This is a genomic window from Uliginosibacterium paludis (assembly GCF_039631355.1).
In the GTDB taxonomy this organism is placed as follows: Bacteria; Pseudomonadota; Gammaproteobacteria; order Burkholderiales; family Rhodocyclaceae; genus Uliginosibacterium; species Uliginosibacterium paludis.
Genome location: NZ_JBDIVF010000004.1, coordinates 60,985 through 87,134 on the forward strand (window position 1 = coordinate 60,985; position 26,150 = coordinate 87,134).

The 26,150-nt window shown below is 67.4% G+C and carries 26 protein-coding genes; 5 read left to right on the forward strand and 21 right to left on the reverse strand.

All coding sequences use genetic code 11. The features are described from left to right. Window positions 1-9: 9 nt before the first annotated feature. The 8 genes from ABDB87_RS12305 to ABDB87_RS12340 form a co-directional block, all read right to left on the reverse strand. Window positions 10-1,812 carry a thiamine pyrophosphate-binding protein gene (locus tag ABDB87_RS12305; protein WP_345927428.1) on the reverse strand — a complete coding sequence of 601 codons (1,803 nt, stop codon included), beginning with the start codon at window positions 1,810-1,812 and terminating at the stop codon, window positions 10-12. An 84-nt stretch (window positions 1,813-1,896) separates the two neighbouring features. Next, on the reverse strand, window positions 1,897-2,148 hold the full coding sequence (locus ABDB87_RS12310) for a helix-turn-helix domain-containing protein (RefSeq protein WP_345927430.1): 252 nt from the start codon (window positions 2,146-2,148) through the stop codon (window positions 1,897-1,899). Next, window positions 2,141-4,372, reverse strand: a complete 2,232-nt coding sequence (locus ABDB87_RS12315; RefSeq protein WP_345927432.1) for an FdhF/YdeP family oxidoreductase — start codon at window positions 4,370-4,372, stop codon at window positions 2,141-2,143. The genes ABDB87_RS12310 and ABDB87_RS12315 overlap by 8 nt, the downstream gene beginning before the upstream one ends. Before the next feature lie 90 nt (window positions 4,373-4,462). Continuing rightward, window positions 4,463-4,954 carry a hypothetical protein gene (locus ABDB87_RS12320; protein WP_345927434.1) on the reverse strand — a complete coding sequence of 164 codons (492 nt, stop codon included), beginning with the start codon at window positions 4,952-4,954 and terminating at the stop codon, window positions 4,463-4,465. Between the two features lie 97 nt (window positions 4,955-5,051). Continuing rightward, window positions 5,052-5,717, reverse strand: a complete 666-nt coding sequence (locus tag ABDB87_RS12325; protein ID WP_345927437.1) for a LysE family translocator — start codon at window positions 5,715-5,717, stop codon at window positions 5,052-5,054. Window positions 5,718-5,807: 90 nt separating this feature from the next. Further along, window positions 5,808-6,056: a hypothetical protein gene (locus ABDB87_RS12330; RefSeq protein ID WP_345927439.1), complete on the reverse strand. Its 249-nt coding sequence runs from the start codon at window positions 6,054-6,056 to the stop codon at window positions 5,808-5,810. Window positions 6,057-6,155: 99 nt separating this feature from the next. Beyond that, entirely contained in the window at window positions 6,156-6,836 is a 681-nt protein-coding gene (locus ABDB87_RS12335) for a GTP cyclohydrolase II (RefSeq protein WP_345927441.1), read from the reverse strand. Window positions 6,837-6,968: 132 nt separating this feature from the next. Then, entirely contained in the window at window positions 6,969-7,943 is a 975-nt protein-coding gene (locus tag ABDB87_RS12340; RefSeq protein ID WP_345927443.1) for a helix-turn-helix transcriptional regulator, read from the reverse strand. Window positions 7,944-8,016: 73 nt separating this feature from the next. Here ABDB87_RS12340 and ABDB87_RS12345 point away from each other — a divergent pair, with 73 nt between their 5' ends. Continuing rightward, window positions 8,017-8,175, forward strand: a complete 159-nt coding sequence (locus ABDB87_RS12345; protein WP_345927444.1) for a hypothetical protein — start codon at window positions 8,017-8,019, stop codon at window positions 8,173-8,175. A gap of 119 nt (window positions 8,176-8,294) precedes the next feature. Further along, window positions 8,295-9,026 carry a substrate-binding domain-containing protein gene (locus ABDB87_RS12350; RefSeq protein WP_345927445.1) on the forward strand — a complete coding sequence of 244 codons (732 nt, stop codon included), beginning with the start codon at window positions 8,295-8,297 and terminating at the stop codon, window positions 9,024-9,026. A 74-nt stretch (window positions 9,027-9,100) separates the two neighbouring features. Here the strand turns inward: ABDB87_RS12350 and ABDB87_RS12355 are convergent, their stop codons facing one another. Genes ABDB87_RS12355 through ABDB87_RS12375 form a run of 5 tightly spaced genes read right to left on the reverse strand, consistent with a single transcriptional unit; the run spans window position 9,101 to window position 12,607 of the window. After that, window positions 9,101-9,709: a DUF3299 domain-containing protein gene (locus ABDB87_RS12355; protein WP_345927447.1), complete on the reverse strand. Its 609-nt coding sequence runs from the start codon at window positions 9,707-9,709 to the stop codon at window positions 9,101-9,103. A gap of 3 nt (window positions 9,710-9,712) precedes the next feature. Continuing rightward, window positions 9,713-10,975, reverse strand: a complete 1,263-nt coding sequence (locus ABDB87_RS12360) for an ABC transporter permease (protein WP_345927449.1) — start codon at window positions 10,973-10,975, stop codon at window positions 9,713-9,715. Beyond that, window positions 10,972-11,673: an ABC transporter ATP-binding protein gene (locus ABDB87_RS12365; RefSeq protein WP_345927451.1), complete on the reverse strand. Its 702-nt coding sequence runs from the start codon at window positions 11,671-11,673 to the stop codon at window positions 10,972-10,974. Before ABDB87_RS12365 ends, ABDB87_RS12360 begins: the two co-directional genes overlap by 4 nt. Further along, window positions 11,670-12,218 (reverse strand): DUF2796 domain-containing protein, encoded by a 549-nt coding sequence (locus ABDB87_RS12370; RefSeq protein WP_345927453.1) that lies wholly within the window; start codon window positions 12,216-12,218, stop codon window positions 11,670-11,672. The genes ABDB87_RS12365 and ABDB87_RS12370 overlap by 4 nt, the downstream gene beginning before the upstream one ends. A 59-nt stretch (window positions 12,219-12,277) precedes the next feature. Further along, complete coding sequence (locus ABDB87_RS12375; protein WP_345927455.1) at window positions 12,278-12,607, reverse strand: hypothetical protein; 330 nt, start codon at window positions 12,605-12,607, stop codon at window positions 12,278-12,280. A 254-nt stretch (window positions 12,608-12,861) separates the two neighbouring features. Between ABDB87_RS12375 and mutS the strand changes: the two genes are divergently transcribed. Then, a complete protein-coding gene (mutS, locus tag ABDB87_RS12380) occupies window positions 12,862-15,396 on the forward strand; it encodes a DNA mismatch repair protein MutS (protein ID WP_428715124.1) in 2,535 nt (844 codons plus the stop codon). A 36-nt stretch (window positions 15,397-15,432) separates the two neighbouring features. Here mutS and ABDB87_RS12385 read toward each other — a convergent pair whose 3' ends face one another. Beyond that, entirely contained in the window at window positions 15,433-17,505 is a 2,073-nt protein-coding gene (locus tag ABDB87_RS12385; RefSeq protein ID WP_345927457.1) for a methyl-accepting chemotaxis protein, read from the reverse strand. 97 nt (window positions 17,506-17,602) lie between these two features. Then, a complete protein-coding gene (locus ABDB87_RS12390; RefSeq protein WP_345927459.1) occupies window positions 17,603-18,010 on the reverse strand; it encodes a winged helix-turn-helix transcriptional regulator in 408 nt (135 codons plus the stop codon). 130 nt (window positions 18,011-18,140) lie between these two features. On the opposite strand from ABDB87_RS12390, the gene ABDB87_RS12395 reads away from it, so the two are divergent. After that, window positions 18,141-18,692 carry a flavodoxin family protein gene (locus tag ABDB87_RS12395; RefSeq protein ID WP_345927461.1) on the forward strand — a complete coding sequence of 184 codons (552 nt, stop codon included), beginning with the start codon at window positions 18,141-18,143 and terminating at the stop codon, window positions 18,690-18,692. Between the two features lie 87 nt (window positions 18,693-18,779). Next, complete coding sequence (locus tag ABDB87_RS12400) at window positions 18,780-19,508, forward strand: 4'-phosphopantetheinyl transferase family protein (protein WP_345927463.1); 729 nt, start codon at window positions 18,780-18,782, stop codon at window positions 19,506-19,508. 6 nt (window positions 19,509-19,514) lie between these two features. Here the strand turns inward: ABDB87_RS12400 and ABDB87_RS12405 are convergent, their stop codons facing one another. The 6 genes from ABDB87_RS12405 to ABDB87_RS12430 form a co-directional block, all read right to left on the reverse strand. Beyond that, complete coding sequence (locus ABDB87_RS12405; RefSeq protein ID WP_345927465.1) at window positions 19,515-21,164, reverse strand: PepSY-associated TM helix domain-containing protein; 1,650 nt, start codon at window positions 21,162-21,164, stop codon at window positions 19,515-19,517. Between the two features lie 18 nt (window positions 21,165-21,182). Beyond that, window positions 21,183-21,512 carry a hypothetical protein gene (locus ABDB87_RS12410; RefSeq protein WP_345927467.1) on the reverse strand — a complete coding sequence of 110 codons (330 nt, stop codon included), beginning with the start codon at window positions 21,510-21,512 and terminating at the stop codon, window positions 21,183-21,185. Continuing rightward, on the reverse strand, window positions 21,509-21,778 hold the full coding sequence (locus ABDB87_RS12415; protein WP_345927469.1) for a hypothetical protein: 270 nt from the start codon (window positions 21,776-21,778) through the stop codon (window positions 21,509-21,511). Before ABDB87_RS12415 ends, ABDB87_RS12410 begins: the two co-directional genes overlap by 4 nt. Before the next feature lie 2 nt (window positions 21,779-21,780). Then, on the reverse strand, window positions 21,781-24,264 hold the full coding sequence (locus ABDB87_RS12420) for a TonB-dependent siderophore receptor (RefSeq protein WP_345927471.1): 2,484 nt from the start codon (window positions 24,262-24,264) through the stop codon (window positions 21,781-21,783). A gap of 115 nt (window positions 24,265-24,379) precedes the next feature. Beyond that, window positions 24,380-25,372 carry a FecR domain-containing protein gene (locus tag ABDB87_RS12425; RefSeq protein ID WP_345927473.1) on the reverse strand — a complete coding sequence of 331 codons (993 nt, stop codon included), beginning with the start codon at window positions 25,370-25,372 and terminating at the stop codon, window positions 24,380-24,382. Between the two features lie 4 nt (window positions 25,373-25,376). After that, entirely contained in the window at window positions 25,377-25,904 is a 528-nt protein-coding gene (locus ABDB87_RS12430) for a sigma-70 family RNA polymerase sigma factor (protein WP_345927474.1), read from the reverse strand. Window positions 25,905-26,150: the final 246 nt, after the last annotated feature.

Genomic DNA, 26,150 nt, shown 5'->3' on the forward strand with positions numbered 1-26,150 from the left:
GCCCTGCCCTCAGGCCGTCTCGTGGACGCCGCCCTGTGCAGGAAGGCGGGCCCCGATCGGCGGGACCTCGTCCGGATCGATATGCACATCGATCAGGCATGGCCCTTCCAGCTCAGCGAACACGGAGGGGTCAAAGGCCTGCAACGCGTCAATGTCGGGAATGCTGAAGGCTTTGAGCCCCATCGCACGCGCCATGGCGGCGAAGTCGACCGGAGGCAGCGCATGCCCGATGGATTCCGCCCGCGCCAGCTGCTGGCCGTGCCGCACCATGCCGAGCGAGGAATCGTTGAGCACCAGCCAGATCACCGGCAGATTGAGCGCGAGGGCGACCGTCATCTCCTGCCCGTTCATGAGCAGACTGCCGTCCCCGGTCAGGCACAGCGTCGGGCGCAGCGGATCGGCGATGGCGTAGCCGACCGATGCGGCAATCGCCCAGCCCATCGGCGCGAAATCGGTCAGCACGCGCAACCAGCTGCGATCGCCATAGCGGCTGTCACGCAACACGCCGGGCGCCCGCAGATGCCGGCCCGAATCCCGCCGCTCGGCTACATGCAGGCGATTGACAGCCCAGGCCGTGCTGTTGCCGGCGTCGGCCACCACCCGGACCTGCGAGGGCAGACGGGCCGAGAGGTAATCCATCAGGCTCGAAGGCGGTACGCTGGCCTGCCCGTTCCGGTTGGCCGGGGGCCAGTCCATCATGCGGCGCGCGGCCAGCGAATCCTTCGCTGCGGCGGGCAAACCGCCCGGCCCGGGCAGCACGTTCTCGAGCAGGCTGGCCAGGATGCGGCTCACATTGCCTTGCACATGCAGCCGGGCCATCGGCGTGCCGAGCAGGTTCGCCTCGCGCTCATCGATGTGGATCAGGCGGTCATTGAGCAGCAGCGAAGACCAGCCGCCGCTGCGCCATTCGCTGACCCGCAGGCCGAAGGCGAGCGTCACGCCCTGCGCCGGCCTGAGCAGGGCCATCGCCTCGGGGTGGCCGGCATAGCCGATCACGCCGCGATAGAGCGGATGACCGGGATTGATCAGGCCCTTGGCATCAGGCGTGGTGATGAAGGGCACGCCCAGTTTCTCGACGAACTGCATCATCCGCGGCATGACGACCGAGGGCAGCGGCCCGAGCACCACCGCGGCCACTGCGGTATCGCCCAGAATGGCGAGCAGCTCCCGCAGCGCTTCCTCATCCACCAGACGGGGCGGTCTGGACAGCACTTCAAGATGCGCGCCCGGCATGCGGGTCACCAGACTGCGCTGGATATCCACCGGAATCGCGATATGCGCCGGGCAGGACGTGCGACAGGCATGGAGCAGCGCGGCCGAGATCTTCACCTCGGCCTGATCGGGGTGGGACAGCAGGCTGCTATAGCAGCAGAAACTGCCGTAGATTCCGGGAATGTCGATCGCGCTGGCTTCCGAAGCCTGCAGGGGATGGCGGCCGAACATCGGCAGCGCCGCTTGCCCGGTGATCGCCAGCAGCGGAATGCGGTTGTCGGCCGCATTGGCCACGCCGGTCATCATGTTCGTGGCAGCCGGGCCCGAGCCGGAGAGACACACGCCCGGCAGCCCCGTTTCGCGCGACCAGGCATCCGCCATGAAAGCCGCCCCCGACTCGTGCCGGGCCACGACCAGCTCCAGCCCGCCGCGCCGGCGGCTGCGCGCGATCGCGTCCAGCACCGGCTCGATGGCGCTTCCCGGCACCCCGAAGACGGTATTCACACCGATCTGCTCGATGTAATGAACGAGGAGATCGGCCACATTCCAGGCCATGGGCGATGGCCTCCCGCCGCCCTCCGTTGCGTCAGGGATTTTCATGTCCGGCTCCTGATGAATGCGCCCTGCTGCGGGCGTCTTTTCATCCTGAGCGTTGCCTGCGGCGGCTGCCCGGCGCGCTGCCCCTCAGGACCTGTCGTCCCCCGGCGACAGCGCGGCCACGCCCGTCTGCACCAGCAATGCCCGACCGGCCGCGGTGAGGCCCACGCATTCGCGTCGCGGCTCCCGCTGCCATTCGATCAGCCCCAGCGCCGCAAGCGGATGCAGTTCGCGCAGCAGTACGCTCATCGGCCAGCCCAGCTGCTTGCGCAGGCGTGCGACCGGCTGCGGCTCGGGGCCGGCGAGCGCCAGCAGGATCGCCGCAGGCAGATCATTCATCGGTGCTACGAGAGAGGCGGACGGGGATCGATTTCGACGCCGGGGTGCGCGCAATGTCGGCCAACGCGCCGAGCGGAACAAGCGGATTCGTCTCGGGGAAATAGCTCGCCAGACAGCCCTGCGGAATGTCATGGACCACCAGCAGGAAGCGCTTCACCGTGCGCTCGCCATCGTCCCAGATGCTGGTGATGTCCACCCACTCGCCGTCCTGCATGCCGAGGCGGGCCAGGTCGTCCCGATTGATGAAGCAGACCCGGCGATGCCCGTACACACCGCGATAGCGGTCATCGAGGCCATACACCGTGGTGTTGTACTGATCGTGGCTGCGCACCGTCATCAGGCGGAAATCGGCTGCCGGCAACGTGGGCAGCGGATGGGGCATGAAGCGCGCACGGCCGCCCTCGGTCTGCCAGCGCCGCTCGCGCGCGCTGTTGCCGAGATAGAAGCCGCCGGGCGCCGCGAGCCGGCGGTTGAAGTCCTGAAAACCGTCGACGACCTCCGCGATGCGGTCGCGGATGCGGGCGTAGTCTTCCACCAGCCACAGCCAGGGCGTGCGGCTCGCCGGCAGCACCGCCTGCGCCAGCCGGGCGACGATGGCCGGTTCGGAGAGCAGGTGCGGCGAAGCCGGCGGGTTCATGCCGCGCGAGAGATGGACCATGCTCATGGAATCCTCGACCGTCACGCCCTGCGGCCCGCTGGCCTGCAGGTCGACTTCGGTCCGCCCCAGACAGGGCAGGATCAGCGCCTGGCGGCCATGAACCAGATGCGAGCGGTTGAGCTTGGTCGTGACCTGCACGGTGAGTTCGCAGCGTCGCAATGCGGCCCGGGTCTGTTCCGTATCCGGCGCCGCCGCCGCAAAGTTGCCACCCAGCGCGAAGAAGACTTTCGCCCGGCCGGCGCGCATCGCCTCGATGGCCGCCACCACGTCATGGCCGGGCGCGCGCGGCGGCGTGAAGCCGAAAGCCTGGCCCAGACGATCGAGAAATGCCTCGGAAGGCCGCTCGTTGATGCCCATCGTGCGATCGCCCTGCACGTTCGAATGCCCGCGCACCGGACAGGCCCCGGCGCCGGGCTTGCCGATGTTTCCGCGCAGCAGCAGCAGATTCACCAGCATCTGGATCGTGGCCACCGAATGACGATGCTGGGTGATGCCCATGCCCCAGGTCACGATGGTCGCCTCGCTATCGAGATAGATCCGCGCCGCCTCGGCAAGCTGCGCACGCGAGAGTCCGCCCTGCGCTTCGATCTCGTCCCAGCTGCCGGACATGACATCGGCACGAAAGGCCTCAAAGCCCGAGCAATGCTCCGCGATGAAGCGGGCGTCTTCGCCCCCGGCTTCCAGCACCATGCGGATGAGCCCGCGCACCACGGCCAGATCGCCGCCGATGCGCGGCTGGTAGTAATGCGTGGCGAGCGCTGTCTCGCCGCCCAGCAGCTGCAGGGGATGCTTCGGATCGGCAAAACGTTCCAGCCCCCGCTCGCGCAGCGGGTTGAAGACCACGATGCGGCAACCGCGACGAGCCGCGTCGCGCAATTCCGCCAGCATGCGCGGATGGTTGGTGCCGGGATTCTGGCCGAAGATGAAGATGGCTTCCGCCCGGGTGAAGTCGTCCAGCGTCACCGTTCCCTTGCCCACGCCGATCTGCGGCGTCATGCCGGCCCCCGAAGGCTCGTGGCACATGTTCGAGCAGTCGGGCAGATTGTTGGTGCCGAACTCGCGGATGAAAAGCTGATAGAGGAAGGCCGCTTCGTTCGAGGTGCGGCCGGAGGTGTAGAACACGGCCTCGTCAGGGCTCGCGAGCGCCTGCAACTGACGGGCAATCGCGTCGAAAGCCTCGGGCCAGCCGATCGGAACATAGTGGTCGCTGGCCGCGTCATAGCGCATCGGCTCGGTCAGCCGGCCCTGCTTTTCGAGCGTGTAATCGTCGAACTGCATGAGCTCGCTGACGGAATGCCGCGCGAAGAATTCGCGCGTGACGCGGAAGGCCGTGGCCTCCGCCGCAACGGCCTTCACGCCGTTTTCGCAGAACTCGAAACTGGAGTGAGGGTTGCGGTCCGGCCAGGCGCAGCCGGGGCAGTCGAAACCATCGGGTTGATTGGCCTGGCGCAGCGTGATGAAACCCTTGCCTAGCGCCTGCTGGCTCTGCAGAGCGGCGAGCGAAGCCTTCAGGGCGTCAAGCCCTCCAGCCGCAGCGCCATAGGGTGCGATCTTTTTCTCGGGCATGTTTTCTTGTCGGGGTACGTCGGGGTGAAAGCATTGTCTGCCTCCACGGTGACAAGAACAAGAAAAGCCAGCGCCCGCCTGGCGAACGGCTCAGTCGCCCGTGTTGCCGGCCCTGAACACCGGCAGGCAGGAAATCAGCCAGCCGCCCAGCAGACCCACCGCGAGCGCGACCACACCGAAAACCGGCAGGATGACAAATGCAATCGGCGCGGTGGACGACACCTGCCCACCACCGTAGAACGGCGCCCATACGCCTACCTGCCCCGGCACGGTCATGGCAAGGATGGCCGCCAGCCCGCCCGCCGCGAAGCAGGACAAACGCCTGGCCGGCAAGCGGCGGGCCGCAATGACCGAGACGACCGCCAGCATGACAAAAGGCAGCAGGCCCAGCACCGCGATCAGGAAGAGGTTGTGGCCCGTTGCAAACTGCCGCGCGAGCACGTCGGCCAGCGCGGCCGACCAGGCCACGCCGCCCACGACCACCTGCACCGCGAACAGCACCAGCGAGGGCAGCAGCAGGCCGACCATCAGCGGCAACCCGATCCAGAAAAGCCGGGTTCTGCGATCAGTCGTCTGCATCATTGGGGGCTCCGGAAAAAGGTTCGGGCCCCAGTGTATCGGCTCCACGCTCCGGAAAACGGGGCGACACAGAATGACGCGCCTGCCAGCGCCTCGCGGCTCAGCCCAGACGCGCACGCGCCTCCTGGCAGGCCACCAGGATCAGGCGCAGACCGAACGCGCCCACCAGCGCGGCGGAAATCCGGGTGAGCCCGCGAAAATGGGCGACATAGGCCTGCCGCACGGCCGGACGTGACAGCAGGAAAGCCAGCGATCCGTGCCAGAGCCAGGAGTTCGCATACACCAGCAACACCGCGGCCACGACCTGCCCGGCCGCGGGCTCATGTGGCAGCGCGGTAGCAAAGACGCTGCCGTAGAAGAGCGCGATCTTCGGATTCAGGGCACTGGTCACGAAACCGGCCCGGAACGCCGCCAGACTCCCCAGCGCACGCCCTTCGGCCAGGACCGGCTGCCCGGCCGCACGGAACAGCCCCCAGGCGAGCCTCAGCAGATAGAGGCCGCCCGCCAGCTGAACGACCTGCCGCAGCACCGGCTGGGCGCTGAACACCGCGCCGACTCCGGCCACAGCAAGCGTCGCCCAGATCAGCGTGGCGCTCGTCATGCCGACGACCGCCGCCAGCGCCGCCCGACGGGATCCGCCCGCGGCAAGCTGCCCCACCAGCAGGAAATTGAAACCGGGAATGAGCAGCACGGCCCAGTGCAGCAGTGCAATCGTGATCAGCGGTGTCAGCATCTCGTTCACCTCGATGGTCGGTTCAGTCGGCATCGGCTGACGCGGCGTGCCGGATGCCGCCGGGCCTGCCTGACAGCATGGACACCGCAGCGGGCCTGCGCAAGCGCCAGCGGACGGCGCGCATCATTCGCCGCCCGGATTGCCGGACTCCGGAGGTTTGCCCGGCGTGCGCAGATGAAAGTAGCCGTCTTCGCCCAGCTCGACCTCGGCGGAAAGATCGAAAACGCCCGGCTCGACCAGTCGCCGCGACTGTTGCGGCCGGGGCGGCGACGCCTCGCGCCAGGGCGCGCTGGCGCGAGGCCGTGGCAAGCCGGCATGCCGGCCGCCGGGGCGACGCGGGTTGCGGGCTTCGTCGTGTGTGTCATCCGTCATGAACGCTCCTCCCTGAAACGGAGGCAGTCTGACGGCACACGGGCTCACCGGATGAGCCAGGCCCGGAGCTTTCCGCGAGATGGCGGAAAGTGGCAGCGCTCAGCGGGGTTTCTTCAGGCTCAGCGGCTGGGCGGGATCGAGCGCGATGGTGTGCTTGGTGTAGCGCACCTTGGCTTCGAGATAGCCGCGATTGTTGGCACTCTCGAACACACCGGTGGGCAGCTGCTGGTCGACCGTGATGCCGGCCGCCTCAAGCTGGGCTTTCTTGTCCGGATTGTTGGAGAGCAGCGTAATGCGCGCAGCGCCGAGGGCACGCAACATGTCGGCCGCCACGCGATAGTCGCGCTGATCGTCATCGAAGCCCAGATGCCGGTTGGCGGCATAGGTGTCGAGGCCCTGATCCTGCAGGCGATAGGCGTCGAGCTTGGCAAAGAGCCCGATGCCCCGCCCTTCCTGGCGCAGATAGAGCAGATAGCCGCTCTCGTCGGCCAGGCGGCGCATGGCTTCGCGCAATTGCGGGCCGCAGTCGCAGCGGGCCGAACCGAAGACGTCGCCGGTGATGCACTCCGAATGCACCCGCACCAGCGGCGCGACGGCGGAAGGCTTGCCGAAACGCAGCGCGAAGTGCTCGCGTGCGTCGTGCAGACCATCGAATGTGATGAAGCAGGCCTCAACGGTGCGGCCGTCTTCGAGCGTGACGGGAACCTTGACGACGGTGCGGATCTGAGTGCCCTGGAGACCGGGCAACTCGTTCTGGGGGCTAATCGTTTCTGGGAGCATGGCGGGCGCTATCCGAGCGCCTTCGGGGGAATGCGTTATGCCTGCCATGATAAGACGGAAGCCGGCATTGGGGAATCCGCGCCGCATCCGAATCAGCCCTGCCCGGGCGCAAAGGCTGGCCGGGCCGGCCTTTCAGCCGCGATAGAGTTTCGTCATGCGGCTTACCTCCTCACGGACCCGGCTGCGCAGCGCGGCCGGCTCGAGCACTTCCACATCGGCGCCGTAGCGCAGGATGTCCATCAGGAGTTCGCGGTCGTCGGCATAGGGAATCTCCAGCAGATAGCTGCCATCCTCACCGAAACCGCCTTTCTGCTTCGGGTGCCAGTGTTCGCTGGCCACCCAGCGCGCGCGCTCCGGCGTGAAGCGCAGCCGTGCCCAGGCCAGAGCCCGCCCCTTGAAGATGCCGTAGCCCGGGCCCAGCGTCTCATTCACGCTGCGTTCGCCGACTTCCCGGGCTTTCGCTTCGAGCAGCTCGGCATGCAGGATGGCATCCACCGAAAAATTGCGCAGGCCCTCGCGCAGATGGCACCACGCATCCAGATACCAGTTGTCACGGTAATAGACCAGGCGCTGTGGCGACACCTCGCGCTCGCTGGTCTCGCCCCGGCCGCGCCCGGCATAGCGGATTTTCAGCCGCTTGCGCCGCAGCAGCGCCGAACCGACCTTCTCGAACTGCGCCAGGCGGATCGCCCGCTTGCCCATGCCCACGATCAGCACCCGGCGCCGCACCTCGTCGGCGGGGTTGTCGGCCGAGCCCAGCATGGCATTGAGCCGCGCAATGAGTGGCTGGACATGCGGCGTGAGAATGCCGCCTTCGTCCAGATTCGCCAGCAGATGCTGCATGGTCAGCAAGGCGTGGATCTCGTCAGGATGAAACCAGAGACCGGGCAGCTCGTACTTCGGGCCGGCATTCGGCTTGTCGAAGCGGTAGCCCTGGAGTTCGGCGTCCCACACGATCGGGGAATTCATCTCGTTGCGCATGCATTGCAGATCGCGCTTGAGCGTGGCCGGAGACACTTCGAGCGCCTTGAGCAGCTGATCGAAAGTCACCACACGACGATCGTGAAGCATCTGGTCGATACGGTAGATGCGAACGGTGCGGCTCATGACTCCCCCTGGCTCATTCAGTGAGCTTGACGAAGCGCACAGTATGCCTCACACCACCCATCGGGAGCGCATCATGAATGAGACCGAACTCTTCCAGTCTCTGGCCGCGGCCGCTCTGTGCATCGGCGTCGCCGCGACGCTGGACGCCATCGTGTTCTGGATCGACACCCGCATCCTCCATCGCGGCTTCTGTCGCCCGTCCTGTCGCAGCGCTCATCGCCGCCGGGCTTGAGTCGTGCAGAATGAGGGTAATTCCGCATCCCGACGCCCGCCGTGCGGGTCACAATCAGGGACACGCCCCCGCCCGCGCAGCGGCTTCACGCGCTGCCCGCGCAAGCAGAAAGGATTCAGATGACCGCCCCGATCCCCCTCAATGGCATTTCCTCCATGGCCACCCGCCTGCTGCTGGCCGATCTGTGTGCCGCCCAGGCGGCCCATGGCCGGCTCCTGCCGGCCTTCATCTCGGTCGGTGGCGTGGATGCGGCAAGGCGGGTGCAGGCCGGTGAGCGCTTCGACATCGTGATGCTGGCTGATGACGCGCTGGGCCAGCTCGCCGCGGCGGGTCTGGTCGGTGAGCCCTGCGGCATTACCTGCTCGGCCGTTGCGATCGCGATTCCGGCAGACGCGAACCTGCCGGACGTGGGCAGCGAAGCCGCCCTGCGCGAAACACTCCTGGCAGCCCGCGCCATCGGCTACTCCACCGGGCCCAGCGGCGCGGCCCTGCTCGCGCTGATCGAGCGGATGGGCTTGAGCGCCAGCCTGAAGGATCGCCTGGTGCAATCGCCGGCCGGCGTCCCGGTAGCACGCATGCTGGCCGAAGGCCAGGTGTCGCTGGGCTTCCAGCAGCTGAGCGAACTCATGAATGCGCCCGGCATCCGGATACTCGGCGGCATGCCGCCGGGCTGCGAGATCCTGACCGTATTCGCTGCCGCCGTCGGCAAGGATTCCGCTCAGCCCGAAGCAGCCGCCGAATTCATCCGCTTCATGCGCTCGGCCGAGGCCGCTGCCCTCATCGGCCGCCACGGCATGACGCCTGCGGTGCGTCATCCGCAGGACGCCGCAGCGAGCTTGCCGGCAGCCTGACGGGAAAAAGTCTTCGGGCCATTCTCCCGTTCCGGCAGTTCAGGCAGCCCGATGGCGGGCGCATCAGCCCTGATTCAGCGCCCGCCAGCCGGCTTCACATAAGGCGCAACGGCGCTGGCATCGATCCGGTAGCCGACCGGACCGAACATGCTGTCGCCGGCTTCCACCTTCAGGCGCCCGGTGACCCATACCGCATCCATCATCCGCGCGTTGGCCACCGCCTGGCTGCTCTTCACCTCGATGATCTGGTTCGCCGGCGGCGGGGGCGTGTGGATGCAGGCACCGAAGTACGGCACCAGCAGGAAGCTGTGCACGGCCTCACCTTCCGCATCGAGCGGGATCAGGAAGCCGGGAATGCGCACCAGCTGATTGTCGAAGGCATGCACCACCGGCGCCTTGTTCCAGCGCTCGCGGGCTTCGTCCATCGCGGCGCGCGCCTTCGGGTCGCCATCCTGCAGCTTCGCGAGGTCAAGCCCCTTGAGCGTGAGATAGGGATCCCAGTCGGCCGGCATCAGCTGATCCCAGTTGATTTCCTTTGCAGTCTGGCCAGCCGTCTGCGCGCCGGCGGCGAGCCGGTCGCCATTGCGGTAGCTCGCGGCGGCCTCCGGCGCCGGCCGCAGGAACCAGAAGACGGCAGCGGCGCCGCAGAGCACGGAGAGCATGACAGGCAGGTAAGGTCGCATGAATCAGATCCTGGGAAGCAGGCCATCGGCCAGTGAAAGACGATACGCACGCCAGGCCGGCAAGAGGCTCGCGAGCAAGCCGGCGGCGAGCAGGCCGGCGATGAGCCACCACTGCGCCAGACCGGGCACGAAGGGTTGCAAGGCGATGCCCCAGCCCGCCTGCAGCGCATCCCCGGCAAGCGCCAGCACGCCGCACAGCGAGACCCAGCCGAGCAGGATGCCGAAGGCGGTGACGCCCAGACCTTCGATGAGCAGCAGCAGCACCATGCGGCGCGGCCCGGCACCCACCGAGCGCAGGATGGCGAGCTCGCGCCGGCGTGCGTCCAGCCCGGCCAGCAGTGTGGCCACCAGCCCGGCCAGACCGACTGCGGCCACGGCCAGCGACACCAGCAGCAAGGCGCGCTCGCCGCCCTGCGCCACCTGCCAGAGCTGGTCCAGCGCCACGCCGGGCATCACGCCCATCAGCGGCTCCTCACGATAGGCAGCGATCTCGCGCTGCATCGCGAACACATGCGCGCGGCTGCGCAGCCCCACCAGCACGCCGGTCACGTTGCGCGGCGTGAGATCGAATTTCTTCACGAACTGCGCGCCGATCGACATGCCGGCCACCGGCGCTCCGGCCTGCCAGTCGAGATGGATCGCCTCCATGCCGGCGAGGCTGATGAAGAGCGTGCGATCCACCGGCGTGCCGGTCGCCGCGAGGATGCCGCTCACGGCAAAAGGCTTGTCGGCATGCTCGATGCCGCCATCGAGGCCCGAGCCGTGCGTGAGGACGACCCTGTCGCCCAGGCGATAGCCCAGCTTCTTCGCGACCTCGGCGCCGAGCGTGACATCGAAGACCTCATCGAAAGCCCGGCCCTCGACGATGCGCAGCGACATGTCAGCGCCATAACGGAAGCGCTTGAAATAGTCCGCCTCGGTCGCGAGCACCGGAAAGCCGCGATGCGAGTCGCCCAGTGAAACCGGCAGCGCCCAGGCCACCGCCGGATGCGCGGCGAGCCAGCGCGCGGATTTCCAGTCGATGTTCTGCGTCGCGTCACCAATGTGGAAAACGGTGTAGAGCATCAGCGAGAGACCGCTGCCGCGCGCACCGACGATGAGATCCGTTCCTGAAACCGAGGCCGAAAAGCTCTCGTGGGCCGCTTCGCGCACGCGGGACACGCCCAGCAGCAGAAAGGCCGAGAGCGCGATCGACAGCGCCATCAGCAGGAGCGCGCTGCGCCGGTTCCAGGCGCTGGCCAGTGCAATGCGGAACAGCGCGTTCATGCCGCCCCCTCCATCATCGGTGCCAGTCTGTACGACGCGGAGAAGCCGGCTTCCAGTCGTGTGTCATGACTCACGAAGAGCAGCGCGGCACCGCTGGCCGCCGCCTCCTCGCGCAGCAAGGCCAGAAAGCCCTGCTGACGCGAGGCATCCAGCGCGGAGGTCGGCTCGTCGGCCACCAGCAGCTCCGGCGCACCGATCAGCGCACGCGCCGCCGCCACCCGCTGCTGCTGCCCGACCGAAAGCCCGGCCGCCGGGCGTTGCCAGAGGCGCTCGTCCAGATCCAGCCGCGCCAGGAGGCGTGCGGCCTCGGCCTGCAGGCTGCCGCTGCGCGCCACCGCCCGGGCGCCGCGCCTGCCGGAAAACCGGCAAGGCAGCAGCACATTGTCGATCACCGCCAGGTAAGGCAGCAGGTTGAACTGCTGAAAGATGAAGCCGACATGATCGACCCGCGCCTGATCCCGTCTGGCGCTGGAGAGCGCCGCCAGATCCTGCCCCAGCAGACGCACCGAGCCCGCCTGCGGCAAGAGCACGCCGGCGATCAGCGCGAGCAGCGTGCTCTTGCCGCTGCCGCTCTCGCCCTGCACGAACAGATGCTCGCCGGGGGCGAGCTGCAGCCGATCGATCACCAGCCCCGGCCCGCCCTGCCCCGGCCAGCGATAGCGCAGGCCTTCGAGCGCCACCACGGCCGGCGTACTCACCAGCGCAGCTCCGGATTGGCGGCGTCCAGGCGTGCCGCCTTCTGGCCACGCGGCCCGGCGAAACTCGCCTGCAGGCGATGCAGTCCGGGGAACTGGCCAAACAGCGCCACCTTCAGGCCCTGCAGCACCTCGGGCTTGTCGCAGCGGAAGCTGAAATCCGCATCCAGATCGGCATGTCCATCCGAATCCCCCCCGGCTTTGCCGGCCTCCCCCAGCAGTGCCGGATCCAGCACGGCAGAAACGAGGCTCACCGATTGCAGCGTGCAGCCGGCGGCAGCAGTGGGCAGGAAGAGACGATCTGCCGCGCGCAGGCGAGCGGCCATGTCGCGCACCTTCTGCTGCTCGGCCGCGTTGCGCGGCGCGCGCTCGAAACCGATCAGGTCATGCAGGGGCGACTCGAGATGAAGAGAGAGCTGTGCGCCGTCGAGCGCAATTTCAAGATTGCCCTGGCCATGGACATGAGCCGGGGCAGCGTGGGCCAGGCCCAGGCAAAGAGGTAACAGCAGGGCCACGCGCAAAGCGGCGCGGACAAGGGATGAACGCATGAATACACTCCAGCAGAAGGGTCAGAGGAAAACGCGCCCGGCAGGCGCGCAAACGGGGCTCAGACCACTACTGGAGGCGCGCGGGCCTGCGGTCCGGCGTTCGGGCAGCGCCGGACCCCCGGCCGCTCCGGGCAGATCAGGACGTGCGCGGCCTGCACCGGCGCCAGACCCGGGGCCGAGGCCACCGCCCCGGCAGACAGCACGGCTGCCGCGTCACACAGCACGCAGTGCTCTTCGGCCTGCACGGCATCCCCGCCCTGCGCAAGCTGCGCGGCGTGCGCCAGCGTCTCGACCGCGTGGCCGAGCGCATGCAGCCTGAGCCCGCCCTGCATGCACAGCAGGCACAGGCTCAGCAGCCAGATCAGCGCGAGAGGTCTTGCAGGGCGCATGGCGCGTCAAGGTTCAGATGCAACAGGGTTGCACAATACCGCATCCCGGCGAGCGGGCACAGACCCGTCCGGCGCGGGATGCAGGCCAAGCGGAAAAGTGCCGTGCGGCAACACGCGCGATACGGCCCGGCTACCGCTAAACTACGGCCCTTCGCGCGCCGCAACGGCCGCCGCAACTGTCTTCAGCGAAAGAGCCCGCCTTGTACGACTTCAGGACCCTCTCCGAACAGGAAATCAGCGCCCACACGCCCATGATGCAGCAGTACCTCCGGATCAAGGTCCAGCATCCGGATACGCTGCTCTTCTACCGCATGGGAGATTTTTACGAGCTCTTTTTCGATGATGCCGAGAAGGCGGCGCGCATCCTCGATATCACGCTGACCACCCGCGGCAGCTCCGGCGGCCAGCCGATCCGCATGGCGGGTGTGCCGCACCACGCGCTGGAACCCTATCTAGCGAAGATGGTGAAGATGGGCGAATCGGCGGTGATCGCCGAGCAGGTAGGCGAGCCGGGGGCCACCAAGGGGCCGATGGAGCGCGCGGTGAGCCGCATCGTCACACCCGGCACGCTGACCGACGCAGCGCTGCTCGATGATCGTGCCGACGCGCCGCTGCTTGCCGTGCAGCTCAATCGCGGCGTGCTGGGGCTGGTCTGGCTCAACCTCGCCAATGGCGACTTCCGCCTGGTCGAAACCGAACCGGAAGCGCTGATCAGCCATCTCGAACGTCTGCGGCCTGCCGAAGCGCTGATTCCCGAGTCGCTCAAGCTGCCCGCACTCGAAGCGCGGGTACCGGCCCTGCGCCGCCTGGCAGACTGGCAGTTCGACGCCAAGACCGCCAAGGAGTTGCTGACCACGCATTTCGGCACGCGGGACCTCGCCGGCTTCGGCGCCGAAGACATGCCAGTGGCATTGTCTGCCGCAGCCGCGCTGTTTGAATATGCGCGCAGCACCCAACGCCAGACGCTCGCCCATATCACCACGCTGCGCGTCGAATCCGAAGGCGACTACCTGCGCATGGATGCGCAGACCCGGCGCAATCTGGAAATTTCCGAAACCCTGCGAGGCGATCCGTCGCCCACCCTGCTCTCGCTGCTGGACCTGTCGGAGACCAGCATGGGCTCGCGCTGGCTGCGCCATGCCCTGCACCATCCGCTCGCCTCGCGCCAGGCATGCCGCGAGCGCCATGCGGCGGTCGGCGCATTGCTGGGCGATGCGGGAGACGGCCCGCTCAATGCCGTGGGTGCAGCGCTGCGGCCGATCGCCGATATCGAACGCATCGCCACCCGCATCGCGCTGACCAGCGTGCGCCCGCGCGAGCTGGCAGCCCTGCGAGTGAGCCTTGCAGCGCTGGACGAGGTACGCGCGCCGCTGCAGGCCACCGAGGCCAGCCTGCTCGCGCAGATCCACGCCGATCTTGCACCACCGCTCGAGGTCTTGCAGCAGCTCACTGCCGCGATCGCCGAGGAGCCCGCCACCATGGTCCGGGATGGCGGTGTCATTGCCCGCGGTTATGACGCGGAGCTCGACGAGCTGCGCGACATCCAGAACAACTGCGGCGAATTCCTCATTGCGCTGGAAGCCCGCGAGCGCGAGCGCACCGGCATCCCGACGCTGAAGGTCGAATTCAACCGGGTGCATGGTTTCTACATCGAAGTCACGCACGCCAACACCGACAAGGTGCCGGAAGACTATCGCCGCCGGCAGACGATGAAGAACGCCGAGCGCTACATCACGCCCGAGCTCAAGGCCTTCGAGGACAAGGCGCTCTCCGCGCAGGACCGCTCGCTCGCCCGCGAGAAGATGCTCTACGAGGAGCTCGTGCTGAAGCTCGCGCCGCAGGTGCCGGGGCTGCAGCGCATCGCCCATGCGGTGGCCCTGCTCGACGGGCTGACCGCGTTCGCCCAGGCCGCAGCGCGCTTTGACTACCGCGCGCCGGAGCTGGTCGACGAGCCGGTGATCGAGATCACCGGCGGCCGTCATCCGGTGGTGGAACGGCAGGTGGATGCCTTCATCAGCAATGACACCCGCTTCGCGCCCACCCGCCGCATGCTGCTGGTGACCGGCCCGAACATGGGCGGTAAATCGACCTACATGCGCCAGGTGGCGCTGATCGTGCTGCTCGCCCACTGTGGCGCCTTCGTGCCGGCCAGTCACTGCCGCATCGGTCCGGTCGACGCGATCTTCACCCGCATCGGCGCGTCGGATGACCTCGCCTCCGGCCGCTCGACCTTCATGGTCGAGATGACCGAAGCAGCCGCGATCCTCAACGGCGCGACCGATCGCAGCCTGGTGCTGATGGACGAAATCGGCCGCGGCACCTCCACCTTCGACGGCATGGCACTGGCCTATTCGATCGCGAAGCACCTGCTGGACAGGAACCAGAGCTACGCGCTTTTCTCCACGCACTACTTCGAGCTGACCCGCCTCGGCCAGGATTATCCGGAATGCGCCAACGTGCATCTGGGCGCGGTGGAACACGGGCACAGCATCGTCTTCCTGCATGCGGTGCAGGACGGCCCGGCCTCCCAGAGTTACGGTATCGAGGTGGCAGCACTCGCCGGCATTCCGCCCGCGGTGGTGCGTGACGCCAAGCGCCGGCTGCGCGCGCTGGAAAACCGTGAAGTCGCCGCCGGCCCGCAGGATGATCTGTTTGCCTCGCTGCCGGACCCGGAGCCGGCACAGATCAGCCATCCGGCCCTCTCCGCACTGGCGGAGCTGGACCCGGACGCGATGACCCCGCGCGAAGCGATGGAAGCGCTCTATGCGCTGAAAAAGCAGCTCTCCTGAAACCCGCCCCTGCCGCGGCAGGGGCCGCAGCAGGCTTCAGGCGATCCGGAACAACTCGGCGAGCTGGCGTGAATGCGCCGCGAGGGCTTCAAGATGCCTGGCCGAGTCCGCCACCTGCTCTGCGGAGTGCGAGCCTTCATCCGAGTTGCGGGCAACCTCTTCGACGCGCTGGGTAATATCGTGCGTGGCAGCGGATTGCTCCTTGAGCGCATTGCTGATTTCGGACACGGCCTTGAGCACGCTCTGCGAGCCCTCCACGATCTCCTTGATCGAGGACGCCGCTTTTTCCGACAGGGTGAGCCCACTCGAGGCCTTGCGCACGCTGTCTTCCATTTCCAGCACGGCGCGGCTGGCCGAGGACTGGATCTGCGCGATCATGCCGCCGATCTCGCCAGTGGCTCTGCCGGTCCGCTCCGCAAGCTTGCGCACCTCGTCGGCGACCACCGCAAAGCCCCTGCCCTGCTCGCCGGCCCGCGCCGCTTCGATGGCGGCGTTGAGCGCCAGCAGATTGGTCTGGTCCGCCACCTCGCGGATCACTTCGACGATGCCGGAAATGCTGGTCGAGAGTGCTTGCAGCTCGGCCATGCTGCCCGAGGCAGCCTCGATGGCACTGGCAATCACACGCATCTCGCTGGACGCCTGGCGAATCACTTCGCCGCCTTCGCCCGAGCTCTCGTAGGCGCGCCGGGTTGCACTCGAGGCTTCCTGCGCGCCGGCGTCGACCATGCTGATCGACACCGACAGCTGCTCGACCGCCGCCGCCATGCCGGAGGCCGTGCTGGCCTGCAGAGTGGACGCCTCGGCGCTCTGCTCCGCCGCGCGCGAGAGGTCACAGGAAGCCTTGCTCAGCGCCTCCGCATTCTGGCGCATGCCCGCGATCAGCTCATGCAGGGCATTACGCATGATGGCAACGTCGCTGATGAGTTCGCCGAACTCGTCGTTGCCACCGGGCGGCAGCGGGCGGATCAGATCGCCGCTCGCGATCGCACGCGTGGCAGCCCGTGTCGCCTCGAGATTGCGCAACACATGATTGCGGTTGATCACCAGGAACACCAGCGTGCAGACCGAAGCGAGCACGACCAGCAGCACGGCTTCGATCAGCGCCGTCCTGAACACATCGCGCGCGTCTCCATAGGCCTCATCGGCAGCCTTGCCCAGATCCTCCTTGAGCCCGTCCGCCACATCTTCCTGCGCCTTCAATGCCGGCATCAGGCGGGTGTTGACGAGGGCCCCTGCCTCGGCGGGCTTGCCGGCATCCAGCAATGAAAAGCCTTCTGCCACCAGCGCACTGGTCGCTTCGCGCTGCTTGCCGTGCTCGGCCATCTTCGGCAGCACGCCGGCAGCCGGGCTCGCGGCAAACGCCTGCCAGCGTTTTTCCATCTCGTTGCGATAGGCCTCGGATTCCTGCCGCAGGCTCGCGATACGCGCCTTGTCATCCGGTGCGACCAGCGCCGCCAGCAGCGAGGTCACGCCGAGATGCCCGAGGTCGTTGATTTCGGCCATCTGCTCCATCGGCTCGAGGCTGACGTCATGCAGCTCGGTCACGTCCTTGCCGGTCTTGTAGAGCCCTTTCAGATTGAGCGAGGCAAGGATCAGGATCGCGATCAGCGGCACAATGGCCATCATCGCCAGGCGCATCGAGAGCTTCATTGCCGGCAGGCGGAATCGCCGCTGGCGCACCACGCGGCCGCCTTCAAGCCGCAGCGCCGGATCGCTGCGCATGCGCGCATAAAGCGCCTCGGCCTCGGCCACCTCGGCACGCGAGGGCTTGATCCGCACCGAGGAATGACCGGAGCCGTCGGACAGTGGTGCGGCGGTGGCCCTGACCCAGTAGTGGTCGCCGTTCTTGCGCCGGTTCTTGACGAACCCGGTCCAGGCGTGGCCACTGGCGAGCGTCTGCCACAGGTCACGGAAGGCCTCGGGCGGCATGTCGGGATGGCGGACGATGTTGTGAGGCTGGCCGAGCAGCTCTTCCTCGGAGAAACCCGAAGCCTCGACGAATTCCTCGTTGCAGGCCACGATGCGGCCCTTGGCATTCGTCCGCGAAATGATGGCGGCCCCGTCATGCAGGATGTATTCCTGACCGGTCACCGGCTGATTGTTGCGCATGTGCGCCTCCCCTGCGGGCATTTGCCCGTTCCTGTCGCCTAACGGCAGAGGGGTGGCGGATCGGAGTGGCTTGAAGGGCAGCTGCCGCGTCTGCTGATCAGCCCGCCACCGTGGCGGTTTCGCGGCGGTCGTAACGAGCCTGGGCGGCCTGAATCTCTTCCATGTTCGATTCCGCCCAGCTCGACAGATGCTCGATCGTTTCGGCCAGGGTGGTCCCGAGCGTGGTCAGCGCGTACTCCACCGTCACCGGCACGGTCGGCAAGGCGGTGCGCGCCACGATGCCGTCCCGCTCGAGTTTCTTGAGCGTCTGCGACAGCACCTTCTGCGACACGCCATCCACCTCGCGGCGCAACTGGTTGAAGCGCAGGGTGCCTTCCCGCAGGCTGCCGATCACCAGCAAGGCCCACTTGTCGGCCAGTCGGTCGAGCACCAGGCGGGCAGGACAATTGCGGGAGTAAACGTTGTAAGGCATCGTCGCAATCAGATTGTCATGAGGGCAGGCCATGGTTTCCTCAAGGTAATCAGGTGTTGCCGGAGTGCCTTCTTGTGACCCCGGTTTCCGGAAGATACCATCTTTCCCGTGGCGACCAACATCCCCTCGCCCACTCCCAACAAACGTCCAGAAAGGAAAGTCCGTGAGCAAGATCGTCGTCGTTTACTTCTCTGGCTACGGCCACACCAAGCGCATTGCAGAAGTCGTCGCGGAGGGCGCGAAGGCCGAGCTGCTCGCCATCGACAGTGAAGGCAATATCCCCGATGCCGGCTGGGAACAGCTGGCGGCCGCCGACGGGATCATCTTCGGCGCCCCGACCTACATGGGCTCCGCTCCCTGGCAGTTCAAGAAGTTTGCCGATGCCACTTCCAAGGCCTGGTTCACCCGCGCCTGGCAGGACAAGGTTTTCGGAGGCTTCACCAACAGCGCCAGCCTCAACGGCGACAAGGCCGTCACCCTGATCAGCCTGCAGACGCTGGCCTCGCAGCACGGCGGCATCTGGGTCAGCCTGGGTCTGCCGCCGGCCAACAAGCTGGCCTCGACCCGCGAGGAAGTGAACAACCTCGGCGGCTCGGTGGGCTTGCTGGTGCAATCGCCGTCTGACGCCGGTGCCGACGCGATCCCCACCGGTGATCTGGAAACCGCACGCCAGTACGGCGCACGCGTCGCCGCGATCACCGCACGCCTGAAGTAAGCCCGGGCGTCTGGTCACACAAGGCCGCGCAAGCGGCCTTTTTTGCGTCCGGCAGCAAGGCCCGGCGGCGCTAGAATCAACGGCATCATGACCTCCGCCCACCACGCTCCGAGCTTCGACGCTGCCGGCCTCTGCCCGGGTCTGTACGAAGTGTCCCTGCCGGACGGCGTACCACCCGGCACCCGGGTCTGGCGACTGGACCTGGCGCGGGCCTCCGGCTGGCGCGAACAGGCCCTGGCGCTGCTGGACGCCGGCGAGCGCCAACGCAATGCACGTTTCATCCATCAGGCGGATGCCGACCGGCATGCCCTGAGCCACGCCGCCCTGCGCTGCCTGCTCGGAGCCTGGCTCGAAACGCCCGCCGGTGGGCTCAGACTGAGCATCGGCGCCGGCGGCAAGCCGTTTCTGGCCGAGGCCGCTGCGGCGCATTTCAACCTCTCCCACGCCGGCGGTCATGCGCTGATCGGCCTCTCTTCAAACCATGCCATCGGGATCGACCTTGAAGTCATCGACCCGAACCGACCCATCGGGTCGCTGGCCAGCATGCTCATGTCATCCGAAGAGCGCGCCTGCTGCGGCACGCCCTGCAGCCCGGAGGCTTTCTACCGGATCTGGACGGCGCGGGAGGCGGTGTTCAAGGCCTGGGGCAGCGGGCTGCGCGATGATCTGGCGAGCTGGACCATGCTGCCGCTGCAGGGCGACGCGGAACTGGGCGTAAGCGGCCCGGGCCCGATGCCGGGGCCGACACGGCTGTGGGAACTATCGGTGCCAGCGGGTCATGCGGCCGCGCTGGCCCTGCTGACACTGCCTGGCTGACGCGCGTCAGACTTCGCCGGGCTGAAGCGGCTGCACCCCGCGCGCCTGCGCTTCGCCGAGTGACCACACACTGTCCGCCGAGCCCTGACGCACACGCCGCGCGGTGGCGCGCTGCATCCAGACCAGGCTCAGGCCCAGTGCGAGCGCGGTGAGATCCACGCCGAGCGCCGGCCCGCTGGTGTGAGCCCACCAGCCCAGTGCGGGCACCAGCGCACCGAGCAGCGAGGTGAGTGGAATCGCCAGCGTGGCGGCCGCGGCCAGCGCGGGCAGTTCCATCGCGGCACGCGCCGGTCCGCGCAGGAAGGCCCATGCCAGACTCATGAAGAACACCAGGTAATACACACGCCAGTGCCAGGAATTGAGATCGGCAACATGGCCGTAGAGCCATTTGCCGGCAACCATGCTGAACGAGATGCCCGCCACGCAACCCATGCACACGCCGACCGTGGCCGCCGCGAGCAGGCGCGTATCCAGCCTTTGCGCCGGCACGGCTTCCCCCCTGCGTTGTGCCTTGCGGCGGGACTCGACCCAGAGCAGGTTGCCGCTGTAGAAGAGCCAGGCTCCGGCGAGCGCCAGCACGAAATACATCCAGCGCACCGGTGTACCGCCGAAGGTGGCGAAATGCAGTGCGAAGAAGCTGCTCAGCGTGAGGCTCGCCGCTTCCTGCGCGCCGGGCAGGAAGTCCCTGCTCAGCACCTTGCCTGTCCACGGATCCAGCGCCACGAAGCCCCCCATAGCGCGCGGCGAGAGGCCCGCCGCGTCATTGCCCCACACCCGCACCATCGCGCGGGGCGAAGCAAGCTGGAGGTATTGCAGGCTTTCCGGCTCGAAGCCCGGCGAGAGCGCCTTCGCACGCGCAACGAGTTCGAGCGGGGGCAGCATCGCGGCCGGGTCACGAGCTTCAGGCTTCGTTCCCTGCGGCTTCGGCCCGCTCCAGGCGCTGGACAGTTTCCCGCCGTGAAGCACGCGGTCCTGCAGCGCATAGATGCCATCGTGATAGGCGAAGACCACTGCCGTCACCGCCATCACGATGTGGAAGGGCAGGCTGATGATGCCGACGACATTGTGCGCATCGAGCCACATGCGCTTGAGGTTCCTGCCCACGCGCAGCGCGAAGAAATCCTTCACCAGGGTCGGCAGCAGCACGACCACTCCGGAGAACAGCGCCACGGCGTAGAGCGCGGCGATCACGCCCATGAACCAGCGCGCGGGATCATCATCGAAGGGCAGGCCGACGACACGGTGCAGGATGTCGATCAGGTCGACGAGCTGGGAAGGTTGCGTCTCGTCCACCCGCACCGATCCGCCCGCATCCAGCGAGGCCAGATAGAAATGCCCCGAGAGATTGTCATGCTCGTCGGCGTCTTTCGGCTTCACCTGCCACTCCACCCTGCCCGGCCGACGCTCTGTGATTTCCAGATTGAGCTGGAAGCCCCTGAGCGCCTCGGGGCGGCTCGCCAGCAGCCGGCTCACGAGCAGCGCCGAGTCCTCCAGCGTGACCTGCCGCACGGCCGCCGGTGGCGCGACCCAGCGCGCAATCGGGTCCTTGAAGACCGTCAGCGCGCCGGCATAAAAGGCGATGAACAAGGCCATGCCGGCGAGGATGCCGGTCCAGGTGTGCACGCTCTTGTAGATCCGGATGAGATCACTGCGCATGAAAATTCCTTCCCGGCATCAGAAGAACCGCGCGATGAAATACGCGCCGAACACGACGAGATTGGCGAGCCCCAGCCAGAGCCAGGTCCGCAGGCCGCTTGCAAACATGAAGCAGGCGCCCAGCACGCTGAGCCACACTGGTGGCACCAGCCACATCGCGAGCTGGGCGCGGGTTCCGAGGGCCACGTCGGCAGCGGCCAGCACCACGGTCAGCAGGCCGCTGCAGCCGATGGCCATCGTGAAGCCGAGCAGCGTGCCGCCCAGCGTCCGCGAGACCCAGTCACGCTGGATCGGCCGCGGACCGGGTTTCGCCGTAGCCTGTGCATCGGCAGTGGATGTCGTCGTCATTTCTGCCTCGTTGCAGCCAGCACGCCCGCATAGGGCCAGATCACGAAGAGCAGCATCAGCCAGGTCGCGAAGACCAGCACCGCCGCCACCGCCTGCAAAGCGCCCAGCAGGCACAGCAGCCCGGCCGCGCACAGCAGCCCGCCGGAGGCGCGTGCCGCCACGGCCCCGAGGGGCCGGGCGATCAGGCGCTGATGCGGCGAAGCCAGGTACACGGCAAGGCTGCCCGCCAGCGTGAGCAGCAAGCCCGGTACGATCCAGGCGGCCATGCTCAGAAGTCCACCGAGGCGGAGAGCTTGAAGGTACGCGGCGAGCCCAGCGTGGCGAAGCCTTCACCGAAGCGACCCGACCAGTAGTGCTCGTCGGTCAGGTTTTCCACCGCAAAGCGCAACGCCACCGGCCGGCCGAAGGCGGTCAGTGCGTAAGCGGCACCGGCATCCCAGCGCGTCCAGGAAGGAATCTGCAGCGCGTTGGCCGCATCCAGATACTGGGCGCTGGTGTAGACCGCGCGAGCATTGAGCGTCAGGCCGCTGACCCAGGGCAGATCCCATTCGCTGCCGAGGTTGGCCGTCCAGGCCGGCACGCCGGGGGCCTTCTTGCCGTCGTTGGCCGCGCTGGACGCACGCACCACCTTGCCGCGGGTGTAGGCGAGGCCGCCCAGCATGCGCACCTGGCGCGTGATCTGGCCGGCCACATTCCACTCGACGCCTTCGTTCTTCTGCTTGCCATCCAGCGCCAGGGTCTTGAGCGTGCCGCTGCCGGTCTCGATGGTCGAGGGCTTGAGGATGCTGAACACGCTAAGCGTGTTGATGAAGCTGCCGTGCTCCCACTTCACGCCGACTTCCTTCTGGCGCGTCTTGTAGGGTTCCAGCGTCTGGCCGGCGTTGGCGTAGGTGCTGCCGACCGTCACGCCGGGGCTCAGACCCTCGATGTAGTTGGCATACAGCGACACCTCGGGCCCGAAGGGCTTCACCACCACGCCTGCCATCGGCGTGATCGCGCTCTCGTCGTAGGCCTTCGGGCTGGCCATGCGCTGACGCACGCGCTGCGAACGCAGGCCGCCGGTGAGCAGCACGCGGTCATCCAGCAGATTCAGCGTGTCGGCCAGACCGACGCTCGAATACACGTTGTCGGCCGAGCGCGCGACCGCGCCGTGTGCGCCGGCGATGGTCGGATCCACCTTGGGGTCGTAGATGTTGGTGATGTAGCTGGCGCTGGTATTGACGCTCGCCAGACCCGTCGTCGTGCGCTGCTCGGCCAGGCTCAGCACCATCTGGTGCGCCACGCTGCCGGTGCCGAAGTTCGCGCGCAGCCCGGCCTCGCCCGAAGTGGTGCGAGTGTAGCCGGCCTGGTTGTAGGTCTGGCCGGTGGCGCTGCCGTCACCCACGGCCCGCAGCACCACACGGGTGCCGTTCAGAAAGCCTTCGTAGTTGTAGTTGGCCGTACCCAGAGCCGCATAGGCGGTGAGGTTGCGGGTGATTTCCGCTTCGCCACGCAGCATGGCGCCATCGGTGCGCTGGTGGGCGTAGGTGCCGCGCAGCGCGTTCTTCGAAGGATCCGGCGCATCGATCACGCGGCCCAGGGTGCTGAAACCCACCATCAGCGGGCTGCCATTGGACTGGTGCTGATGGGTGGAGTAGGCATCGAATTCCAGCTTCCAGCGGTCTCCCCGGTAGTCCATGCCGAGCGCGAAGAAGTTGTCGCGCTTCTTCTGATCCTCGACCGCTGTTTCACCATAGCCGAGCGAGCTGTTGAAACGCACGCCCAGGCGTTTTTCCTCGCCGAAGCGGCGCCCCACATCCACGGCTTGCGAAAGGTGGGACATCGACGCATAGCTGGTCGTCAGGCGGGTCAGGTCCTGCTCGGTGGCGCGCTTGGTCACCACATTCACCACACCGCCCACCGCGCCGCTGGGCGCAATGCCCGAGAGCATCGCGGCCGGGCCCTTGAACACTTCCACCCGCTCGACGAACTCGGTCGGCACATGCGCGCCGGGCAGCATGCCGTACATGCCGTTGAAGGCAAGCTCGGAGGAATTCACCTCGAAGCCGCGGATGGTGATGTTCTCGGCATTGTGGCCATCGCTGGTCGTGAAGCGCACCGAGGGATCATTCCGGAGCACGTCGCCCACCGTGGCAGCCTGCTGGTCGGCAATCGCCTGCGCGGTGTAGGCCGTCACATTGAAAGGCGCATCCATGACATCGACATTACCCAGCATGCCGAGCTTGGCGCCGCGGGCGACCTGGCCACCGGCGTAGGAAGCCGGCAGATCGGTGGCCGACACCGTGGTGCCGGTGACCTTCACCGTGGCCAGCGTGGTCTCGGCCGGTGTGGCGGCGCGCGCTGCCACTTCCTTGCTCAGAACATAGCTGCCGTTGCCCTGGCGCACCGCAGAGAGTTCCTGCCCGCGCAGCAGCTCGGCAAAGCCCTGATCGACAGTGAAGATGCCGGAAAGCCCGCGGCTGCTGCGCCCCTGAAGCAGGGCGGCGTCGGCTGTGAATTCAACGCCGGAGATCGCGGCGAAGCTGTTCAGCGCACGATCGAGCGGCCCGGCCGGAATGCTGTAGCTGCGCGCGGCCGGCGCCTGCGCAGCGGCCTGCGCGTGGGCCGGAGCGCTCAGCGCCAGCGAGGCACAGCATGCAAAGCCACCCAGCAGCGCAGCCTGCACTGCCCGCGCCGTGGCACGGGGCATGAAGCGAGGCGAGCCTTGCGCCGGGCAAGCGGCGCGGGAGAATTCGGGAGAGCCCTTGGGCATCGTATGGTCCTTTCGATTCAGGGGGATTTCAAAGCCTTCACCCTGCTTCCCGGACGAGATGCGAAAACCCTCAATGATTTCGCAAAATATTTTTCTGCCGGCCCGATGCACCCGCTCAGCGCGCGCGAACGGTGACCCAGTAAGGCGTGCGGTAGATCACCTCGATCGGCATCGCCGCGGCGAGATTGGCCAGTGCGCGGTCCGTGTCACGCAGCGAAAACACGCCACTGACATGCAGGCCGGCGATTGCCGGATCGCAGCGCAGCAGGCCTTGGCGATAACGCCCCAGCTCGGCGAGCAGCACCTGCAGGGACATGTTCTCGGCAAGCAGGATGCCGCGCGTCCAGGCGTCATCCGTTGCGGCGACCGGCAAGACCGGTCCGGTGGTGCGGGCGGTGAAACGCATGCCCTGCCCCGCCCCCAGCAGTACGGGATCACCTTCGCAGCGGTCGGGGCTGACCTGGACCATGCCTTCATGCACGGCGACGCGCGCTTCATCGTCGCCGGCGCGCACCGAAAAGCGCGTCCCCAGCGCCTCCACGCAGCCCTGGGCCACGGCTACGCGGAAAGGCCGGTATGCCGATCCCCGCTCATGCCCGGTGGTCACCATGATCTCGCCGCGCAGCAAAAGCAGACGGCGCTCGTCTGCGCCGAAACGCAGGTCAAGCGCGGTCTCCGGCCCGAGCACGACGCGCGTACCGTCGGCAAGCTGCATCTCGCGGACTTCGCCACGACCGGTGGAGGCGTCCGCAAGCGTCTGCTGCCAGAGCGGCGTTTCGCTCGCGAGACGCATCGCGCCAGCCGCCACCACGCCGAAGCCCAGCATGCGCATCAGGGTGCGGCGCCTTGGCGAAGCGGGCTCCTGCGGCCGCGTCAGCACCTGGCGGGCGAGCTCGCCGGGCACGCTGCCCAGCTTGCCATCGATGCCCTGCAGACACTGCCAGGCCCGCTCGTGATCCGGATGCTCGGCGCGCCAGGCCGCACAGGCCGCGCGGTCCCGCTCACTCGCATCATCGGCCCACAGCCTGGCCATCCAGAGGGATGCCCGCTGCAGGATGGGCGCCGCCAGGGGCGCATCGGAACGGGCCTGACCCGCGGGTGTTGTCATGACTTCAGACTCCGCTGGCGGAAAAATCCTGCGAGGCCTGCCAGCAGGCCAGCAGGCCCGCCGCAATGTATTTCTCGACCGACGAGACCGAAACCTGCAACTGCGCCGCGATTTCGCGATAGCTCATGCCATCCAGCCGGCACATCAGCAGCGCGGCCCTCGCCCTGGGCGCCAGACGATGCAGGATCGCGTCAATCTCGATCAGGGTCTCGATCACGATCGCCCGCATTTCCTCCGAGGGCGCCTGCGCCTCCGGCAGCCGGGCAATGGCCTCCAGATAGCTGTTTTCGATCTCGCGCCGCCGCCAGAGATCGATCACCAGGCCCTTGGCCACCTGGGTCAGATGCCGGCGGGATTCATCGGCCTGCGGCACGCGTCCGGTAGAGAGAATGCGCAGATAGGTGTCATGCGCCAGATCGGCCGCATCGCCCGCATCGCCGAGTTTCTTGCGCAGCCAGCCGCGCAGCCAGCCGTGGTGCTCGGCATAGAGAAGGGCAATCTGGTCTTGCAGGGCATGCTCGATGGCGGACACGACGGGCTTTCTGCTAAAAATACACGAATGAGAATTATTATCATTTTAGAGCCGAAGCACGGGAAAACGCCAGCGCGAGACCCGAGTCGGCTCAGCGCGCCGTGATCAACATCACGGGTGCTCAACAGCGCAGGCGTGCGGCATCCGTCACGGCCCCGGCGCTCAGCGGGCGGATGCGGCGCGCAGCATTCCGGCGGCCGACGTCGCCGCGCTGGACACTCCCGACCCCCGACCGCAGAATTGTCC

Coding starts and splice junctions, on each gene's coding strand:
- ABDB87_RS12305 (WP_345927428.1), bottom strand. CDS start 1,812: ATGAAAATCCCTGACGCAACGGAGGGCGGCGGGAGGCCATCGCCCATG.
- ABDB87_RS12310 (WP_345927430.1), bottom strand. CDS start 2,148: ATGAATGATCTGCCTGCGGCGATCCTGCTGGCGCTCGCCGGCCCCGAG.
- ABDB87_RS12315 (WP_345927432.1), bottom strand. CDS start 4,372: ATGCCCGAGAAAAAGATCGCACCCTATGGCGCTGCGGCTGGAGGGCTT.
- ABDB87_RS12320 (WP_345927434.1), bottom strand. CDS start 4,954: ATGATGCAGACGACTGATCGCAGAACCCGGCTTTTCTGGATCGGGTTG.
- ABDB87_RS12325 (WP_345927437.1), bottom strand. CDS start 5,717: ATGCCGACTGAACCGACCATCGAGGTGAACGAGATGCTGACACCGCTG.
- ABDB87_RS12330 (WP_345927439.1), bottom strand. CDS start 6,056: ATGACGGATGACACACACGACGAAGCCCGCAACCCGCGTCGCCCCGGC.
- ABDB87_RS12335 (WP_345927441.1), bottom strand. CDS start 6,836: ATGCTCCCAGAAACGATTAGCCCCCAGAACGAGTTGCCCGGTCTCCAG.
- ABDB87_RS12340 (WP_345927443.1), bottom strand. CDS start 7,943: ATGAGCCGCACCGTTCGCATCTACCGTATCGACCAGATGCTTCACGAT.
- ABDB87_RS12345 (WP_345927444.1), top strand. CDS start 8,017: ATGAATGAGACCGAACTCTTCCAGTCTCTGGCCGCGGCCGCTCTGTGC.
- ABDB87_RS12350 (WP_345927445.1), top strand. CDS start 8,295: ATGACCGCCCCGATCCCCCTCAATGGCATTTCCTCCATGGCCACCCGC.
- ABDB87_RS12355 (WP_345927447.1), bottom strand. CDS start 9,709: ATGCGACCTTACCTGCCTGTCATGCTCTCCGTGCTCTGCGGCGCCGCT.
- ABDB87_RS12360 (WP_345927449.1), bottom strand. CDS start 10,975: ATGAACGCGCTGTTCCGCATTGCACTGGCCAGCGCCTGGAACCGGCGC.
- ABDB87_RS12370 (WP_345927453.1), bottom strand. CDS start 12,218: ATGCGTTCATCCCTTGTCCGCGCCGCTTTGCGCGTGGCCCTGCTGTTA.
- ABDB87_RS12375 (WP_345927455.1), bottom strand. CDS start 12,607: ATGCGCCCTGCAAGACCTCTCGCGCTGATCTGGCTGCTGAGCCTGTGC.
- mutS (WP_428715124.1), top strand. CDS start 12,862: ATGCAGCAGTACCTCCGGATCAAGGTCCAGCATCCGGATACGCTGCTC.
- ABDB87_RS12385 (WP_345927457.1), bottom strand. CDS start 17,505: ATGCGCAACAATCAGCCGGTGACCGGTCAGGAATACATCCTGCATGAC.
- ABDB87_RS12390 (WP_345927459.1), bottom strand. CDS start 18,010: ATGGCCTGCCCTCATGACAATCTGATTGCGACGATGCCTTACAACGTT.
- ABDB87_RS12400 (WP_345927463.1), top strand. CDS start 18,780: ATGACCTCCGCCCACCACGCTCCGAGCTTCGACGCTGCCGGCCTCTGC.
- ABDB87_RS12405 (WP_345927465.1), bottom strand. CDS start 21,164: ATGCGCAGTGATCTCATCCGGATCTACAAGAGCGTGCACACCTGGACC.
- ABDB87_RS12410 (WP_345927467.1), bottom strand. CDS start 21,512: ATGACGACGACATCCACTGCCGATGCACAGGCTACGGCGAAACCCGGT.
- ABDB87_RS12415 (WP_345927469.1), bottom strand. CDS start 21,778: ATGGCCGCCTGGATCGTACCGGGCTTGCTGCTCACGCTGGCGGGCAGC.
- ABDB87_RS12420 (WP_345927471.1), bottom strand. CDS start 24,264: ATGCCCAAGGGCTCTCCCGAATTCTCCCGCGCCGCTTGCCCGGCGCAA.
- ABDB87_RS12425 (WP_345927473.1), bottom strand. CDS start 25,372: ATGACAACACCCGCGGGTCAGGCCCGTTCCGATGCGCCCCTGGCGGCG.